This is a genomic window from Dyella nitratireducens, assembly GCF_014642835.1.
GTDB lineage: Bacteria > Pseudomonadota > Gammaproteobacteria > Xanthomonadales > Rhodanobacteraceae > Dyella_B > Dyella_B nitratireducens.
On sequence record NZ_BMJA01000001.1, the window covers coordinates 2,064,399 to 2,080,932 of the forward strand.

General features: G+C 55.8%; 13 protein-coding genes. 9 read left to right on the plus strand and 4 right to left on the minus strand.

Going from position 1 to position 16,534, the window contains the following annotated elements; genetic code table 11:
• Positions 1-28: 28 nt before the first annotated feature.
• From IEX75_RS09535 to IEX75_RS24110, 3 genes are all read right to left on the minus strand, one after another.
• Complete coding sequence (locus IEX75_RS09535) at positions 29-2,971, minus strand: putative bifunctional diguanylate cyclase/phosphodiesterase (protein WP_188793971.1); 2,943 nt, start codon at positions 2,969-2,971, stop codon at positions 29-31.
• Positions 2,972-3,226: 255 nt separating this feature from the next.
• Positions 3,227-4,681: an FAD-dependent monooxygenase gene (locus IEX75_RS09540; protein WP_188793972.1), complete on the minus strand. Its 1,455-nt coding sequence runs from the start codon at positions 4,679-4,681 to the stop codon at positions 3,227-3,229.
• Positions 4,682-5,089: 408 nt separating this feature from the next.
• The gene (locus IEX75_RS24110; RefSeq protein ID WP_229720719.1) at positions 5,090-5,551 is read right to left on the minus strand and encodes a hypothetical protein; all 462 of its coding nucleotides are present in this window, start codon (positions 5,549-5,551) and stop codon (positions 5,090-5,092) included.
• Positions 5,552-5,998: 447 nt separating this feature from the next.
• Between IEX75_RS24110 and IEX75_RS09545 the strand changes: the two genes are divergently transcribed.
• From IEX75_RS09545 to IEX75_RS09585, 9 genes are all read left to right on the plus strand, one after another.
• The gene (locus IEX75_RS09545; protein ID WP_188793973.1) at positions 5,999-6,376 is read left to right on the plus strand and encodes a nuclear transport factor 2 family protein; all 378 of its coding nucleotides are present in this window, start codon (positions 5,999-6,001) and stop codon (positions 6,374-6,376) included.
• A gap of 21 nt (positions 6,377-6,397) precedes the next feature.
• The gene (locus IEX75_RS09550) at positions 6,398-7,330 is read left to right on the plus strand and encodes an NAD(P)-dependent alcohol dehydrogenase (RefSeq protein ID WP_188793974.1); all 933 of its coding nucleotides are present in this window, start codon (positions 6,398-6,400) and stop codon (positions 7,328-7,330) included.
• A 2-nt stretch (positions 7,331-7,332) separates the two neighbouring features.
• Positions 7,333-8,019, plus strand: coding sequence for a helix-turn-helix transcriptional regulator (locus IEX75_RS09555; protein WP_268236466.1), 687 nt, complete (start codon positions 7,333-7,335; stop codon positions 8,017-8,019).
• Positions 8,020-8,452: 433 nt separating this feature from the next.
• Positions 8,453-10,915, plus strand: a complete 2,463-nt coding sequence (locus IEX75_RS09560; protein WP_188793976.1) for a GH92 family glycosyl hydrolase — start codon at positions 8,453-8,455, stop codon at positions 10,913-10,915.
• An 845-nt stretch (positions 10,916-11,760) separates the two neighbouring features.
• Positions 11,761-12,459, plus strand: coding sequence for a hypothetical protein (locus tag IEX75_RS09565; protein WP_188793977.1), 699 nt, complete (start codon positions 11,761-11,763; stop codon positions 12,457-12,459).
• 9 nt (positions 12,460-12,468) lie between these two features.
• Positions 12,469-13,152, plus strand: coding sequence for an ankyrin repeat domain-containing protein (locus IEX75_RS09570; RefSeq protein WP_188793978.1), 684 nt, complete (start codon positions 12,469-12,471; stop codon positions 13,150-13,152).
• Positions 13,149-13,571, plus strand: coding sequence for a toxin-activating lysine-acyltransferase (locus IEX75_RS09575; RefSeq protein WP_229720720.1), 423 nt, complete (start codon positions 13,149-13,151; stop codon positions 13,569-13,571). The genes IEX75_RS09570 and IEX75_RS09575 overlap by 4 nt, the downstream gene beginning before the upstream one ends.
• Positions 13,556-15,430: a hypothetical protein gene (locus tag IEX75_RS09580; RefSeq protein WP_188793979.1), complete on the plus strand. Its 1,875-nt coding sequence runs from the start codon at positions 13,556-13,558 to the stop codon at positions 15,428-15,430. The genes IEX75_RS09575 and IEX75_RS09580 overlap by 16 nt, the downstream gene beginning before the upstream one ends.
• Complete coding sequence (locus tag IEX75_RS09585) at positions 15,423-16,031, plus strand: sulfotransferase family protein (RefSeq protein WP_188793980.1); 609 nt, start codon at positions 15,423-15,425, stop codon at positions 16,029-16,031. Before IEX75_RS09580 ends, IEX75_RS09585 begins: the two co-directional genes overlap by 8 nt.
• Positions 16,032-16,058: 27 nt before the next feature.
• Here IEX75_RS09585 and IEX75_RS09590 read toward each other — a convergent pair whose 3' ends face one another.
• Positions 16,059-16,268, minus strand: a complete 210-nt coding sequence (locus IEX75_RS09590) for a hypothetical protein (protein WP_188793981.1) — start codon at positions 16,266-16,268, stop codon at positions 16,059-16,061.
• Positions 16,269-16,534 lie beyond the last annotated feature (266 nt).

Genomic DNA, 16,534 nt, shown 5'->3' on the forward strand with positions numbered 1-16,534 from the left:
CCTCCTGGCTAAAGACGCAGGAGGGTCATCATTGTGCTTTTTCCTTTGCCGGCGTCCATTGCTCCAGGAACTCGGCAAGCCGTTGCGGCTTGCTCAGGTAAAAACCCTGCGCCCCGTCGCAGCCATGTTGATGCAGCCAATGGTATTGCGAAGCACGCTCGATACCCTCGGCAATCACACGAACGTTGAGGCTTTTACCAAGCGCAATGATGGCTTCGCAAATCGTTGCCGAGCGCGCATCCCAGTCGACGTTGCGGATGAATGCCTGGTCGATTTTCAATATATCGATCGGCAAATCGCGCAAGTAGGCAAGACTGGAAAACCCGGTGCCAAAATCGTCGAGCGCGACGGCGAACCCGTCGGCCCTTAGTTGCTTCATGACGGCGACGGCTTTGTCCTTGTGCTCTATCAAGCTGCTTTCCGTCAATTCGATGTGGATGGCGCTGTCCGCAAGCGAGTACGCGTCACGAACCGCACGAAGGTTCTCGACCAGATCGCTGTGGTGTAACTCCGTGGGTGAAACGTTCACGCCGATTGGCAAGCTGTCAAAACCCGCCTCCCGGATCTCGCGGCTCGCCTTCGCCACCTGATGGAAGACCCATCGCCCCAGGGGCACGATCAGGCCGGACTCCTCGCAGATCGGGATGAATGACGAAGGCAGAATGACCGTTCCATCTTCTTGCGGCCATCGGATCAATGCCTCCAGGCCGATCAGGCGCATATCCGGGTAATTCGTGATGGGCTGGTAGTACATTTCAAACTCGTGCCGTTTCACGGCGCGCCGCAGGCATGCCGCAAAATGCAATTTTTCCTTGGATTTTTGCGCCAGCGATGACTCGAAATAATGGATAGGCTGCTCGCTTCCAAGATAGGCGTGCGCAGCGAGCGCAGCGCGTGCAAAAAGTGCATTGCTTTGGGCGCCATCCTGTGGATGGCTCGCCACGCCGATCACGATGTCGATCTGATGCTGAGTGTCCTCGTAGTACAGGGGTTCGGTAATCGCATTACTGACCGTTTCGAGTTTCGCGTTCGTCAATCGGCCCGATGCGGTCGCCAACGCGAAAGCTTCATGATTCACGGTAGCCAGAAATTCATTGTCGCCGACAAGTTCGGCGAGGCGCACCGCCACCGCCTGCAAGACGCCGGAGGCAACGTTGATGCCGAAGGTGTCGGAGATGGCATCCATGCCCAGCAACTGGATGTAGGCGATGTCGAAAGCGGATTTTTCCGCGATCAGCGCATCCATCCAGGCCATCAAGGTGCGCTGGTTCGGCAGCCTGGTTATGAGATCATGCGAAGCGCGGTACGCAAGCTCGCGCTCATCGGCCAAATGCGCCGTAATGTCCTCCGCCAGGATCAGGCGTGCCGGGCGGCCATTGAAGACAATGTCGGCACTGTGGATACGCACATCGATGGTTTTTCCTTCCTTGGTTTTATGCAGCCAGATTTTGGGGGCTTGTCTTGCGTCGCGCGGTGACGTGACATCGGCTACGACGTTGACGCGATCCTCAGGCTCCCGGATGTCCAGAATGGTCATGCCCAGGAATTCGTCGCGGCTATACCCGTAGACCCGCACGGCCGTCGCGTTGACTTCCAGGAACCGCAGCGTGGACGCGTCGAATACCCAAAAAGGAAGCGGGTTATGTTCAAAGAGAGAACGGAAACGGTGCTCGCTTTCCGCTTGCTGCTGACGGGCTTGCCATTGTTCGGTGACGTCCACGACCGTGCCGGTCATGCGCTTGGTGCCCGCTTCGTCGACGACGACTTGCCCACCCGCCGAAAGACGACGTATTGAGCCATCCAGTCGCTTGATATGAAATTCGGTATGTAGCCGTCCGTTGTTTACCCACGCACTCCTCACGTGCCTGACCAGCGGCAATCGATCCGGCGGGGCCACCAGTGCCAGGAATTCCTTGACGCTCGCCGTGGTCTTGCCAGGGGGCATGCCCAATATTTCATCTGCGTCATCACAGCAAAAGCATTGCGCATTTTCGCAAAGTGCCCAGATGGCCGTTCGTCCGATGCGTTGAGCGGTATGTAGATCCGACGTCTTCGCTTGCAGGCTCTGGATGTAGTAGCGCTGCATTTTTGCGTTTTGAGTGACAGTCCACAACAGATACATGAAAGCGGACAAGTAAAGAAAGTAGAAGCTGACAGCTTCCAACACTTGCCCGCGCCACGGGACGAGGGCCTTCTGGTACGTCATGCCTGCGTTCACCGTGAAGGGATATAGCTCGACTGCCACGGTAGCCCGCAATGGCATGGACCTGTGAATGCCGAACAGCTTTCGGATCCACCAAGGCTCCCGGGGTTCTTCCACCGCGACGGATGCAGCGGCGGGATTACCGCCCTCCACGATTTTCTGCCCATGTGCATCAACGACCTCGAAGAATATGTCGTCTGCATGGGGCGCGTTCGCGACGGTACGCTTCAGCGCGGCGACCTGGATATCTCCGACCACCCATTGCCCGCCTTCCAGCGGCACCGAGAGAGGTAGCGTCCACCCACGCGGCGTTTTCACTACGGTCGCAAAACATACTTTTTTCGCGACCGTGGGTAGGTACATGTCACACGATGCCAAAACATCGCTTTCCGGGCCGGGAATGGTTGGCGATCCACCGGGGGTACCGGTCTTTGTGAAGGCAATACTCAGAAACTGAGGTTGCCGCCGAAGCGTCTGGGCAACGATATCTTTCAGCAACGCATCGCTCTGCTGCGGCACGGTGCGTTGGAGACGGCCCGATTCTTCGGCGATGAACGTCATGGCGTTGACGCTGGAACGCAAGGGGCTACGCAGCATTTGCGCCACGTTGAGAGCCACTTCGTTGACCCGGTGGCCGCCCTCGTTCAGTTCTGAACGGAGATCCGACCTCAAGCCGTTCATCAGCACGGCGAGGAGCAATACGGCAGTCAAGCTGCCGAATACAAGAATGGTCGACTCAGAGGAGACCTTGGGAGAGCCGTTCATCATAGGTGTGACCCATGTAGCTTCCGGTGCCCAGTTGGAGTTATTAGTCGGATCAAATCAACGTCATAAAGACATGCACAATTCGAGCCAAGCTGTGGAAACGTTGTGCCTTGAGTCTGGATAAATTTCGCGGCGCAACTCAGGCAAATACTGTGATGGCTCGCACATTACTAATATAAACGTGGCGCGGCGCATGCTTGCCTGCGGCTCTATGGTTGATGCGTTGTCAGAGCAAGTCACGCCTGAAGGCTCGTTACCCTACGGCGATCCGAACCAGGCGGTCAGCGCATCAGCGAGACTCGACTGGCCCGGGTCTCCTGCCCAAGCCACATAACCATCGGGCCGAATCAACACAGCGGCGGGAGCAGGGACTACACCGATCACCGGGAGCTCCCACGAATCTGTGTATGTGGCGTCGACCAAGCGAATGCGATCGGCCCATGGATCGATACCGACGCTGCCCGGCTTGCCGAAGTTAAGCAAGATCGGCCGCGCATCGTGCAGCAAAGTGAAGACGCGCACTGTGCCGTCTACGGCAACCAGATCGAGGTCAGGCATGCGGCGTCCCAGCAGCGGGTGTCCCTCACCAATGTCGTAATGCACGTCCAGACCGGACATCATCCCAACCAATCGTTTGCGCGGTTCGTCCATGGCAAAGATCTCGGCAAAGATGTCGCCGAGCGCCTTGGTGCGATCGTCGGTGCGGTGAAGCGCGGTTTGCGCCATCGTGTTGTGCAGCACGCGAGCGGCGGCTGGGTGGCGTTCGGCATGGTAGGTATCCAGCAAGCTCTCCGGCGACATCCGCTTGATCACCTGAGCCAGCTTCCAGCCCAGGTTCACGGCATCTTGCACACCGAGGTTAAGACCTTGCCCGCCCATCGGGGGATGTACGTGTGCGGCATCGCCAGCCAACAAGACCCGCCCCTTGCGGTAGTTCACCGCTTGGCGAGTCATATCGGTGAACCGGGAGATCCAGGTAGGGCTGTGGATTCCGAAATCGCTGCCGTATACGGCGATCAATGCTTCACGGATATCTTGCAGTGTCGGTTCGCAGGCTGGTCCCAGCTGCGGCTCGGTCAGCACCATGCGCGCACGCTGGCCATCTTCCAGCTTGCCAATCGCCTGCATACCGGCATCGTTATGGCGGATGCCCCATTCCGGCTCCCCGGTCATCTCGGCCTCGGCGATCAGCCAACTCATCGTCGGCTCCCACCCGGCGAACTCGATGCCGGCTATTTTGCGGATCAGGCTGCGTCCGCCATCGCAGCCGACGAGATATTGCGTACGCAACGAGCCGCCATCAGACAGCTCGACGTCAACGCCAGTGTCGTCCTGCGTAAAACCCGTCACTCCACGTTCGCGATAGATGGGCACCGCCAACTCATCCACCCAGTCGGCAAGAATCCGTTCGATATGTTTTTGCCATAGCCCGAGCACATAGTTGTGCCGGGTGGGAAAGTCACTGATATCCAACCGCGTGTGGAAGTGCACGATCGGATACGTTTGCCCCTGCGAGAGGAACCGCTCGGCAATGCCACGCTGATCGAGAACTTCGATGGTGCGCGAATGCAGACCGCCTGCACGCGAACCGGCAACGTCCTGGTTGGCGCGCCGTTCGACAATGGCGACATCGATCTGCGCCAGGGCCAACTCACCTGCCAGCATGAGCCCCGTTGGACCACCTCCGGCGATGACTACTTGATGCTTGTTCATCGCCACACTCCCGTCAGCTGTTGCATGCGAAAGGCTGGCCGTTGCATCGCAAATGCCTTTGTGATTTGGACGTCTGTACGCAATCCGTACGTCGATAACAGCACACGCATGTTGCGACTCCCACTTTGGCCGGTTACGGCAACGGTGGGCGATGCTGCAGTACTACCCGGGACTTACTGCAAGCCCCTGGGTGAGCTATATTCTGAAGTGGGACATGCCTCTCTCTTTTTTCCGCCGTGGATAAACAAGCTCTCCACGAAGCAGCATCAACGCGGCGTATCACCGCAACACAGATTGCAGAAGATGCCTTCAGCACCCAGCTGATGTAGATCGTTTTCGCGGACCATAGCTCACGCAAGAGTGACGTCGATCAAACGTTGCTCGACGAAGTCCTCAGGGACCGGGGCATCAAATAGGACTATCTGGTCGCGAGACTTGTCCACCTCGTCTCAGAGGTCTGGTGCCTGTCTGCACTGCTTCAACCAGCGACGCCGTGCCATATGCAAGCACGCTACCCGAAGCTACAAATGCACCATATCGAATCGAAGCACCAAAGGTCAGCATCCAAGGCAAGGCAATTCCCGCGATTCCGGCCAAGCTCAAAATGCTGAGACCGAATTCAATCCAGGATGCTTTTCGACTCGTTATACGTATCCTCTTAATGGCGCTCCAAAGTTGAAGCACTAGCGGCCAAAAGAAAAGCAACAAAACAACTGCCGAGAGTAGGCTCGGCCATTCGTAGGCATTGCTGGCCGATACCGTCACAGGCGGCGAGGTGTCGCCCAGCTTCTGAGAACATTGCGTCAATGGCAGAAAGAAGCTCACTGCGAGTAACAACGCGGAAACTCGCTTTAGCAGCTGCATCATCATCTCGTCCTTTAACAAAGGGTCCCGCGTTCACCATCGACCGGTTTGCACTTGCCGAGATAGTTAACTGCCAGACCGAAACCTTGTGACAGGGTTAGGTGGTCGCGACAAGTAGCGGTAACCACAACTGTTGGTGTCACCTTACCTTGTCGCGTCTATCAATCTATTGTTTTGAAAAGGAAAAATTTTCAGAGAATGCTCTCGCTTGTCTGTCTGCGACAGGGTTACGTGGTTTTCTGCGCTCTGCGACTAGGACAGATACCCGCCAAGCTGGTCGTCCTGGCGCTACTCATCTGCGGAGCGCTCTCCGCCATGCCAGGGGTAGCGGCTAGTGCGCTCTAGCTCCCAGCAAATAACTCCCGCGCAACTGAGCGCGTAAAACAATGGTGCCATAAACTGTCACTATGGTGACCTAGGCTGAGTTTCCTCACTCAATAGAAGGAAACCGTCATGACCAACACCAACGGCACCGCACTAGAGATTGCTCGCACCTACGTCGAAGCAATAGCTAACAAAGATGTGGATACGATCGTTTCGATCTCGGCTGACGACGTAGTTTGCACGTCACCCCTTGGACAAACGACTGGTATTGAACGATTCCGTGCCTTCCAAGACGGCTTCGCCAAGATGATCACTAACCTTGCCACCCTCGCCGTCTATGGCGACGACGAGCAGGCAATAGTGGTCTACGACGTGGAAACCCACCCGGTTCCACACGCCGTCGTCGCTGAACTCATCAAAGTCAAAGACGGCAAGCTCGGCTCCACCCATGTGATCTACGACGCCACGCCGTTTGTTGCTTACGCTGCAACCGTTCAGCCGCACTGACTCCGGCTAGAACAGCTTGCCATGAAGCGCATTCAATACAACAAATACGGCGGCCCAGAGCTGATGCGACTCCAAGACTTCGCGCTGGCTGAGCCAGGCCACGGCGAGGTAGCGGTGAAGATCAGGTTTGCTGCCATCAATCCCATCGACTGGAAGGTGCGCAACGGGCATCTGAAGATGGTGACGGGAAAAGCTTTTCCACGCGCGATGGGAAGCGACTTCTCTGGAACAGTGATCTCGGTGGGTCCCGGAGTAACGCGCTTCAAGCCCGGTGACGCCGTGTTTGGTCTTGCCCGCCTCGAGGAAAGCGGTGCCCTCGGTCATGCCGTGATCACTTGCGAAACCTTTCTTGCCAAAAAACCTAACAACGTTCCCTTCGAAGATGCAGCTTGTCTAGGAACGCCTGGTGTTACGGCGTGGAACGGCTTGGTGGACAAAGCGAAATTGACGGCAGGCAAGCGCGTTTTCATCAATGGATGTGCCGGTGCTGTGGGCGAGGCGGCGGTACAGATCACGCGGATGTTGGGTGCCACCATCTCGGGTAGTTGCAGTGCCGGATCCATGGAAAGGGCGCGGTCCATCGGCGTTCAAACTATCTACGACTATCGGACAACCGCTCTATTGGAGCTCAGCGAACGTTTCGATGTGGTCTACGACACGGCTGCGACCATGACGACCGACGTTGGCCTCGGCTTGCTGCGGCAGGCCGGCGTGTTCCTGGATATCAATCCAACTCCGGCCAAGTTCCTTCGTTCAATGTTCAACCGGCAATTGAAGCCGATCGTCTGCACACCGAGCACCGACATTCTCGATGCCCTTGCTCGAGCTGCCGCGGGAGGAAAACTTCGACTCCCTGTCGCGGAGATTGTCCCCCTGAGCGAAGCGATTCGACTGATGACTGCGCTCGAGGCGGGCCGTAAGCTTGGAGGGAAAGGACTCGTAATGATGGATTGAGCGTGTCACGAAGCCACCGGCTATTTGACCTCATGCAGGTACTGCGTCGACACCGTGGAACGGTGTCCGGCGAAGTACTTGCGCGCGAGTCTGGCGTGTCGCTGCGCACTATCCGTCGCGACATCGCCACGCTACAGGCCATGGGGGCTGATATCGATGGCGCCCCTGGCATCGGCTACATACTTCGACCGGGATTCCTTCTGCCACCTCTGTCTTTTACAGAGGAAGAACTGCAAGCGCTTGTTGCTGGCGCACAGTGGGTCAGCCGCCAAACAGATGACGCTCTGGCCCTTGCTGCACAAAATGCGCTCGGCAAAATAAGCGGCGTTCTTCCACCTGAAATGAGACTCGCCCTGGACGACAATGCACTTTACGTCGGCCGCAAAAAAGAGGACACATCAGGACTCGACTTGGCACGAGTCCGACAGGCTATGCGAGAGCAGCACAAGATGCGCATCGTATACAAGGACCAAAAAGGGGCCGTATCAGAGCGGACGATTTGGCCCATCATGCTCGGTTTCGTCGAATCGCGCCGGTTCATTGCGGGGTGGTGCGAGTCGAGCAGTGATTTTCGTCTATTCCGTGCAGACCGCATTGTTAAGGTTGAATTCTCGGATGACCGCTATCTGCGCAACCGCCGGCAGCTTGTTAAGGAATGGCGCGCTCAGGAAGATCAGCGGCGCAAGTAACGCCGGCGCCTGATGCGCTGCTCAACCCTGATTCGAATATTTTGGCTCAGTGGAAACGAGGCCAACAAAACGACAAGCTGAGATTGACCGCTGAGTTTCACGAATACCGAAGTGGTGGCGACACGGTTACGGAAAACGCGGCACGGTTAAACAACACCGACAACAACACCGTTAAGCGACGCCGGCCGCTTTTGTTTTGCGTTGCCGCAAAATTTCAATAAAATCCTTTAAAATTAGCCATTTATTCTCGACAAAGAAAAATTTGGATCGAGACAAATTTTTCGTTTACAGTCGGAAGGTAGCCTTGGCCCAATCGGCCAAGCCCTTGGCTTACCGAGTGAGTGCGTTTTGCACGCGATCGGGGTAGTTACTCCGCAAGCTTTTCGCTGACGCTTTCGCTTTCACGACAACGAGAAATCTGGGGAGTAGCAACATGGTGTCACGTCGAAGGTTCCTGCAAGGCTTGGGGGCGGCGGCTGCATTGGGCGGTCCGTTACCTGCGCTGGCGCGATTGGCGAAAAGCTCGGGCGCGGCGTCGGGGATGGCCGGCGGCGCAGCGGCGACGAAAGCCAATGGTGTGTCCCGCTATGTGGATGTGTTCGTCGGTACCGGCGGGCATGGGCATACCTATCCGGGCGCGTCGATGCCGTTCGGCATGGTGCAGTTGAGCCCCGATACGAATGACGCCGGCTGGGATGCATCGTCCGGTTATCACCAGGCCGACGGTTCGATCATGGGCTTTTCGCATACGCATTTGAGCGGTACCGGCGCGGCGGACATGCTCGACGTGCTGGTGATGCCGGCGCAGGGCGAGGTGTTGCTGCAGCCTGGTGACCGTGGTTTGCCTGACGCGAATTACCACTCGCGCTTCGATGGCGCCGCCGGCTCGGGCCCCCAGCTGACCGAGCACAACAAGGCGCACCCTGGCCGTGGCTACCGCTCGCGCTTCAACGCGGAGCATGCGCGTCCCGGCTATTACAGCGTGCATCTGACCGATCACGACATTCGCGCGGAGCTTACCGCCAGCATGCGCGCGGGCTTGCACCGCTACACCTTCCACGGTGCCGGCAGTGGGCATTTGATGGTGGATTGGGCTCACGGTTTCCACGACGATTTCAAAGTGCCCTGCAAAGTGACCGATGCGCAGCTCAAGCTGGTCGGCAACGACACGCTGGTCGGCAGCCGGCGCGTGCACCAGTGGGCGGATGGGCGCTACATCCATTTCGCGATGAAAGTATCGCGGCCGTTTTCGCAAGCCACGCTTTATTCGGAAGACGTGGTGGCACCCACCGGCACCGGCGAACTCAAGGGCACGCACCTGAAGGCTGTGTTGCATATCGATGATGTCGCCAAGGAGCCCGTGCTGGTGAAGGTGGGCATTTCCGGCGTGGATATCGAAGGCGCGCTGCGCAATCTCGATACGGAAATACCCGGCTGGGAATTCGATCAGCTGCAACAGGCGGCAGCGGATGCGTGGGAACATGAACTGAGCCGCATTCGCGTGGAATCGTCGTCGGAACGCACGCTGCGCGTGTTCTACAGCTCGCTGTATCACACCATGCTGGCGCCGACGCTGTTCAGCGACGTGGACGGGCGCTATCGCGGCATGGACCTGGCCATCCATCAATTGCCGCAGGGGCAGAACAACTACAGCACCTATTCGCTGTGGGATACGTATCGCGCGCTGCATCCGCTGTACACGCTGTACCAGCCCGAGCGCGTGCCGGATTTCCTCAATTGCCTGGTCCGCATGGCGGAAGAAAGCCCGGAAGGTCCTGCCGTGTGGCCGCTGCAAGGTGTGGAAACAGGTTGCATGATCGGTTACCACTCGGCGGTCGTGCTGGCCGAAGCGCAGGCGAAAGGCTTCACTGGCATCGATTACGCCAAAGCATGGCCGATCTATCGCAAGCGCGCGATGGAAGACGATTATCGCGGCCTGCCCTACTACCGCAAGCTCGGCTACATCCCCAGCGACAAAGAGCCGGAAGCAGTCAGCAAGACGCTGGAATACTCCTACGACGACTGGGCCGTGTCGCATATGGCCGATGCCGCGGGTGAAAAAGATCTGGCCGATAAGCTGCGCCAGCGTTCGCGCAACTACCGCCACGTGTTCGATACCAAGCTGAACTTCATGCGTCCACGTGGCGAAAACGGCGAATGGCTGGAGCCGTTCGATCCGCGCGGCATGGGCCACTCGAAGGAGTGGCGCGATTTCACGGAATCGAATTCCTGGCAGGCCACCTTCCTCAACCAGCATGATCTGTACGCGTACATGGGCTTGTTCGGCGGCCCCGACGTGTTCGAGCGCAAGCTAGATGAGCTGTTCACCACCAGCTCCAAGCTGCCGCCGGATGCACCGCCGGATATCGCCGGCATGGTGGGCCAGTACGCGCATGGCAACGAGCCCAGCCATCACATGGCTTATCTGTATGCGTACACCGGCTCGCACTACAAGACGCAGTCGCGCGTGCGCATGCTGACGGAAACGATGTATCCGCCGGACCCGGACGGCCTTGCCGGCAATGAAGACTGCGGCCAGATGAGTGCGTGGTACATCATGAGCGCGTTGGGTTTGTACGCGGTCGATCCGGTCAGCACGAACTATGTGTTCGGCAGTCCGGTGCTCGATCACGCCGAGATCAAGCTCGGTGGCGATCGCAAGCTGGTGATCCGCACGTTCAACAACGGATCGAATCGTCCTTATATCCAGTCGGTGACGTGGAACGGCAAGCCGTGGACGAAGAGCTGGATCAGCCATGCGGAGCTGGCTGCGGGTGGCGTATTGGAATTCCACATGTCCGACACGCCGAACATGGCGTTTGGGACGAAGCTCGAAGACCGGCCGCCGGCATTTGGCGCGGCGGCGAGCGATGTGGTGGCGATCGATGCAAGCTGATCGCGATTAGACAAGTTTGATGTGACGAGCCCGATGCGATTCGCGGTCGCATCGGGCTTTTTTATGCACATTTTCTCCATGATTCTCATGTCTCCATGGTCGTCATTCCCGCTTTCGCGCAGTGCTGTCCGGAGACGATTTTGCTGAAGCTCATAAAACTGCCGTTCTACAGGCACTTTTTGCAAAAGAATGCAGCGAGGAACTTGTTCTCACCATAGCCTTCAATCTTGCCTTATGGTCATTCCGGCGAAGGCCGGAATCCATCTATATCAATGCGGAGTAAAGGTAATCGCCGATCCATGGCTAGACTCGACATGGATTCCGGCCTTCGCCGGAATGACGGTGAGGTACTACGAAACTTCCTCGGGCAGCGGTGCGCTTTCGCGGGAATGACGGCCTAGAGGTTAAGGTGAACTTTTCGCTAGGACGGTCCCTCTCTCCAGAAGGGGGAGAGCAAAGCTGCATATATTTGGACGTCCAATTGTCGACGCAGGCCAGTTGCTTGGTATTTAGGGCCATAGGCGTACGAAAAGCTTTTTGCGCGTGAACTTCATAGCAAACTGATCGCACTAAGGTCTTGCATCGCGTGTGGGGCGATGCAAGGTGACATGATCCCAGCATGTCACCATCGGGTCTGTTCCTGCACTCCCTCCAAGAAGGGAATATGACCCACGAAGCCCCGGCAACCTGTCCCCGGTTGTCGGGGCTTCATTCTTTTAAGAAGAAACCCACAGGTAGTAGAGAATTTCCCTGACTGCATCGGTACACATACGAAGCATACGTTAACGACGCGTATTAGTACGTTTTTGCTTCATTAGCGTCACGTTGTTGACAAGGGAGAAGTAATGCGTAAGCCGAGTGCAGCGCAAATTGCACTAGTTGTTGGGTCCGTTATTGCAACAGGGATTGCTCTGGCACAAAACTCAACTGAGCTTCAAATGATAAACGTTACGGCGTTTATCCCTAATGTATACAGTGTTCCCTCGACCTTTTTCTGGTGGGGGCCTATGCAGCCAGCGCCAGGGACGGGGCCTGGAGGTTCAAGTTCTGCAGCACCATCCAGTCATTCTTCTTGTACTGCGCGACTTTTGGCCTCAACGATGGTTCCTGGTACCAGTTGGGGACCGCCTGATCCAAATAATACGTCGATCCCCATACCCCTGCGCGCAAATAATCCGGTCGATATTCCTGCTTCGTCACCTTTGGCTGAGCGCTATGGATCAATTGGTTCAACGGCAGGCTTTGCGGTTTTTCCTAGCTTGGTACATGGTGTGAATGCCGCGATTGCATCGGTGAGTACTTACGCGGCCGCCCCCTCACCTAACAGTCCCGATAGCATCTACACAGTTTATGATCTGGTCAATACATGGGCTCCGGTAAGCGTGAATCCGAATGCCATGGCCAATTTTCTATCAACCCTTGGTATGTCACAAGCGATGGCTCAGTCGACGAAGCTAACGGATCTTTCAACGGGTGAGATGCTGGATGTCATCGCAGCATTCGCATGGCAGGAAGGTTTTAAACCAGCAGGTTGCAATAACTAGGAGATTTCCATGAATACAGGTACAAAGTTGTTTTGTGCAGCGACTATGGCCTTTATCGGTATGGCAAATTGCTCCAGTGCATTTGCCTCTGGCTGTTCACTCAGCGAGGCATCCGTTCAATCAGTTATGAGCTTTTACGCTCGCGCGCTGCATGCGACCGATCCTGACCACGCCGAGCAGAATCTCTTACTCATCAACGCGATTGTCACGGGTCAAACTGCAGTGGTGAAAAAGGCGATGAGTGATGGCGTGAGTCCGAACACCTCTTTTCAATTATCGGCCGCCGAAGAACTGCCATTGTTAGGCATTGCGGTTTCGGCCTGCCAGCTTGATGTTGTCCGGATTTTGGTTGAAGCGGGTGCAGATCCCAATGGTACCTATACAGTCACGCCGCTCGTTAGGGCAGCGGTAAGCGGTAACGAGGCAATCACGACTTTTCTTCTGGATCATGGAGCGAAGATCGATAAGGTGGACGCCATGGGCCAAACGGCCTTGGAAGCCGCAGTGCGAGGGCGCCAACTTGCGTCGGTAAAGCTCATTCTCAAATATGACCATAATCCCAATCGCAAGCTCGCGGGTGGTGGAACAGTACTGGATTTGGTAGGTAACTCTACTCATGTAAAAGATGAGGCTATTGCTAAGGAGCTGAGATCGCACGGTGTGGTCAGCAGGATGGAAGAGGCGACGCATTGAGCGGCGATATTGGCCCCATCGCTCAAATTGGCATGGCGGCGACTGTCATCGCGCAGTCGCCGCTTTACTGCGAGTATCCGATTGTCTGCATTCCTTTATGGATAGAGCCAGCTATTCGGCATGAGCAAATTCACTTTTTCCTGGATGCACTGGGTAACGTCCGCGGCTATGTAACGTGGGCATGGTTGGCAGAAGATGCAGAGCATCGTTTCATTCACGACCCGGAGGTTCTGTTGCATATCAGCGAATGGAACGAGGGCGATCGACTCTGGCTCATCGACTTCCTTGTGTTGGATGGAAGCGTAAAGGCGCGCATTCGCGAAACCATGGCGTTGCTCAATGGTAGCGAGATCGCCAAATCCTTACGTCGGCGCGAGGATGGTACGGTTCGGAAAATAACAACGTGGCAAAGACCTTAGTACAACATTTTTCAGCGCTCGAAATCGAAAGACTTGAACAAGGATTGCCAAAGCTAGAGCGATGGAGCGAGAAACTTCTTGTACCCTTCGTAGCTCACCGGCTACAAAATCCAAAGGTGATCTGGTGCAACCGTCGATGGTTTCTAGAGCATGGCATGGATTTATCTGTAGCAAGTCAAGCGCATCGGGTATACGAATGGCTTACTGACGAATTTGGCTGGGTAGTTGAGTGTGAGGGAGTCAGCAAGGAGACTCGTTACTTACACGCGGACCGCTACGGCGCGACGGATGGCGTGGCACAACATGGTGGCAGTGGGCGCGTCGCGACACTCGGTTGCTTTCAAGCCAAGGGGATTGGTCAGACGCCATTAGTCTCCCACGGCATTGCCGAAGGTCATTCGCATGGCTGCTTGTCGGTAGCTGAAGCATTGAGGGAGGCGATCTTTGCTGAGATTGCATCAGCCGAATTCCCTCACGGCGCGATACCGGCGATGGCGGTCATCGACACGGGATTGTTTTTTTCCAGCGCAAATCCAGATGACCGGTACGATCAAAATGCGCGCCGAGCGATTCTGGTCAGGCCCGCAACAGTTCGGCCGGCGCATGCAGAGAGAGCGCCCATGTTCAAGCGTTCGGTGACAGGTTTTGTCAACCGGCAAGTCGATGATGTGCAACGAACTCGAGACATGATCACTCAATGGGTGAATCATATTTCAGATGTCGGAACGCAGATGGAACGAAACACGTTACGCACATTTGTTCAAATGGTTGTCGAGCAGATTGCGTTTGGCCAGATACATCGATTGTTTTCCGGCGGCTATTTTTCTTCGAATGTCTCGATCTCCGGGGAGTTGCTCGACTTTGGCAACGCGCATGCCTTGCCAAACTGGGCAAGCGCGCAAGTCCATAGTGTGCTCCCTGGCCTCGGCGACGAGATCAACCTTCTTAAGCGAGTGATCGCATCGTTGATATTTTACTTTACTAAGTATCGGAAATGCGACAATGCATTGCCATTAACCCAGGAATTGCAGGCTTCTGCCGACGCTTTCTACGAAGGCGCTTGGCGACACTATGGCCTTGAGTTGCTGCAAGCTAACCATGTTGGCGCTTCCGAGAAGGACGCGATGCACCGTATTTTGCGCGGCTATTTTCAACGCCAGCAGAAGTCGCGTGTGAAATACCGATTTGGTGAAGTCATCGCTGGAAGTGGCGCACAAAACTCGAACTGGTTGTATCTGACGCTTGTCAGCGATTCGGCGAAGCAAGACACCGATGAATACCAGACGCTATGCTCGATAGACGGCATTCTAAAGGGATACGACAAGTCGGTACGTTATGTAGCTTGGTGGACGGCTGCGCGCCTGCTGAAACCACGTGAAAGTCTTGATCGAAAGTATTTGCATCGAGCTTTGGAACGGCTCATACCTAAGTTGATTGATCGCCGTACACCGGACGCTCGCACGGTCGATCAGTTCCTTCAAGAATCGATCTCTGCGGCCAGAAGATACTGGCGCCGCTTGCCAGTAGGTTATGCGGTTCACGCGCACACGACCCTCGACGGATGCAGCGCGCTGGTGTGTTCTGATGGGTCTGGCTCAAAAGAACGATTCATTTGGCTTGAGGGCATTATCGGACCGGATGACTCACTGTGCTTATTTGACCGCCAACTTAGTCGTTCTGATTTCGATCACGTGTCAATTTGTTGTAGCGGTACCCGCTGGTCGGCGACATGTCCGTTGAACATGGATGCTGACGGTGTTTACATCGCCAACCTGACGACGAGGGGGTTGGTTTTACCCAATATGGGGACACATTACGAGTGCCCGACCTTTTTTCTTCGCAGAGGTCGCTATGGATAGAGGAAGTTCGCGACGCAAGATCTTCGGGATTGGCCTGTCCAAGACAGGCACGTCCTCGCTATGTGAGGCGCTAGAGATTCTTGGGTACAGGTCCGTTCACAACCCAACGGATGGACGATCAATCATGGCACTGTTGACTGGCAATCTTCGCTGTCCTGCCATTGAGGATAACGATGCAGTATGCGACATCATTTTCAGCCGGTATTTCAGGGAACTTGATCGTTTGTATCCAGGCAGTTTATTTATACTGACGGAGAGAGAACGCCAAGCTTGGCACGCATCGTGTGCCAAACATTGGTCTCAGCGTTCGGTACGCCGCCAGAGATTGTGGAATGAAGACCTTGTGGATTTCAATGTATACGGAACGATGTTGTACCAAGAACGGCTGTTCGACGACACGTACAGTAGCCACTATTCTGCAGTGCGACAGCATTTTTCCAAGACCCATCAACTTCTATGCATAAATATCTGCAGAGGTGATGGCTGGAGCGCACTCTGCCAATTTCTTGGCAAAGATATTCCATCGATTCCGTTCCCACACATTTGTCCAGATCCGTGGATAGCGCCGATTGGCGTCTATGGCGAAGCTCAATTGACTTGAAAGTAAAGTCGGTTTTAAGAGAGCGGCTCATTCAGAGCATCCCAAAATACTTTTTTCTGCGTTCGCCATGTTTGATGTTGTCAATCCTGTGAATACCCGCGCGCGGGAGGAGCACATGGTGGCGGCCATCGACGCTGCCTGATAGCAACTAGGCAGGTCTGATATGACGAGCCCGTTGCGATTCGCGGTCGCATCGGGCTTTTTTTCTTGATGCTCCGCATCTGAAGAAAGCTTCATGTATCCCTTGATCCGTCGCCTCAGTGAATCTTTGTCGACGTGAACCTGAGACATTTGGACGTCCAATTGTCTGTACAGGCCAGTTGCTTGATATTTGAAGCCATCGATAGGCGAATGCGCTTTCAGGCGCGAACTTCGCGGCCGTCAAACGCACCAAGTTCATGCATCGCGTGTGGGGCGATGCAAGGTGACATGATCCCAGCATGTCACCATCGGGTCTGTTCCTGCACTCCCTCCAAGAAGGGAATATGACCCACGAAGCCCCG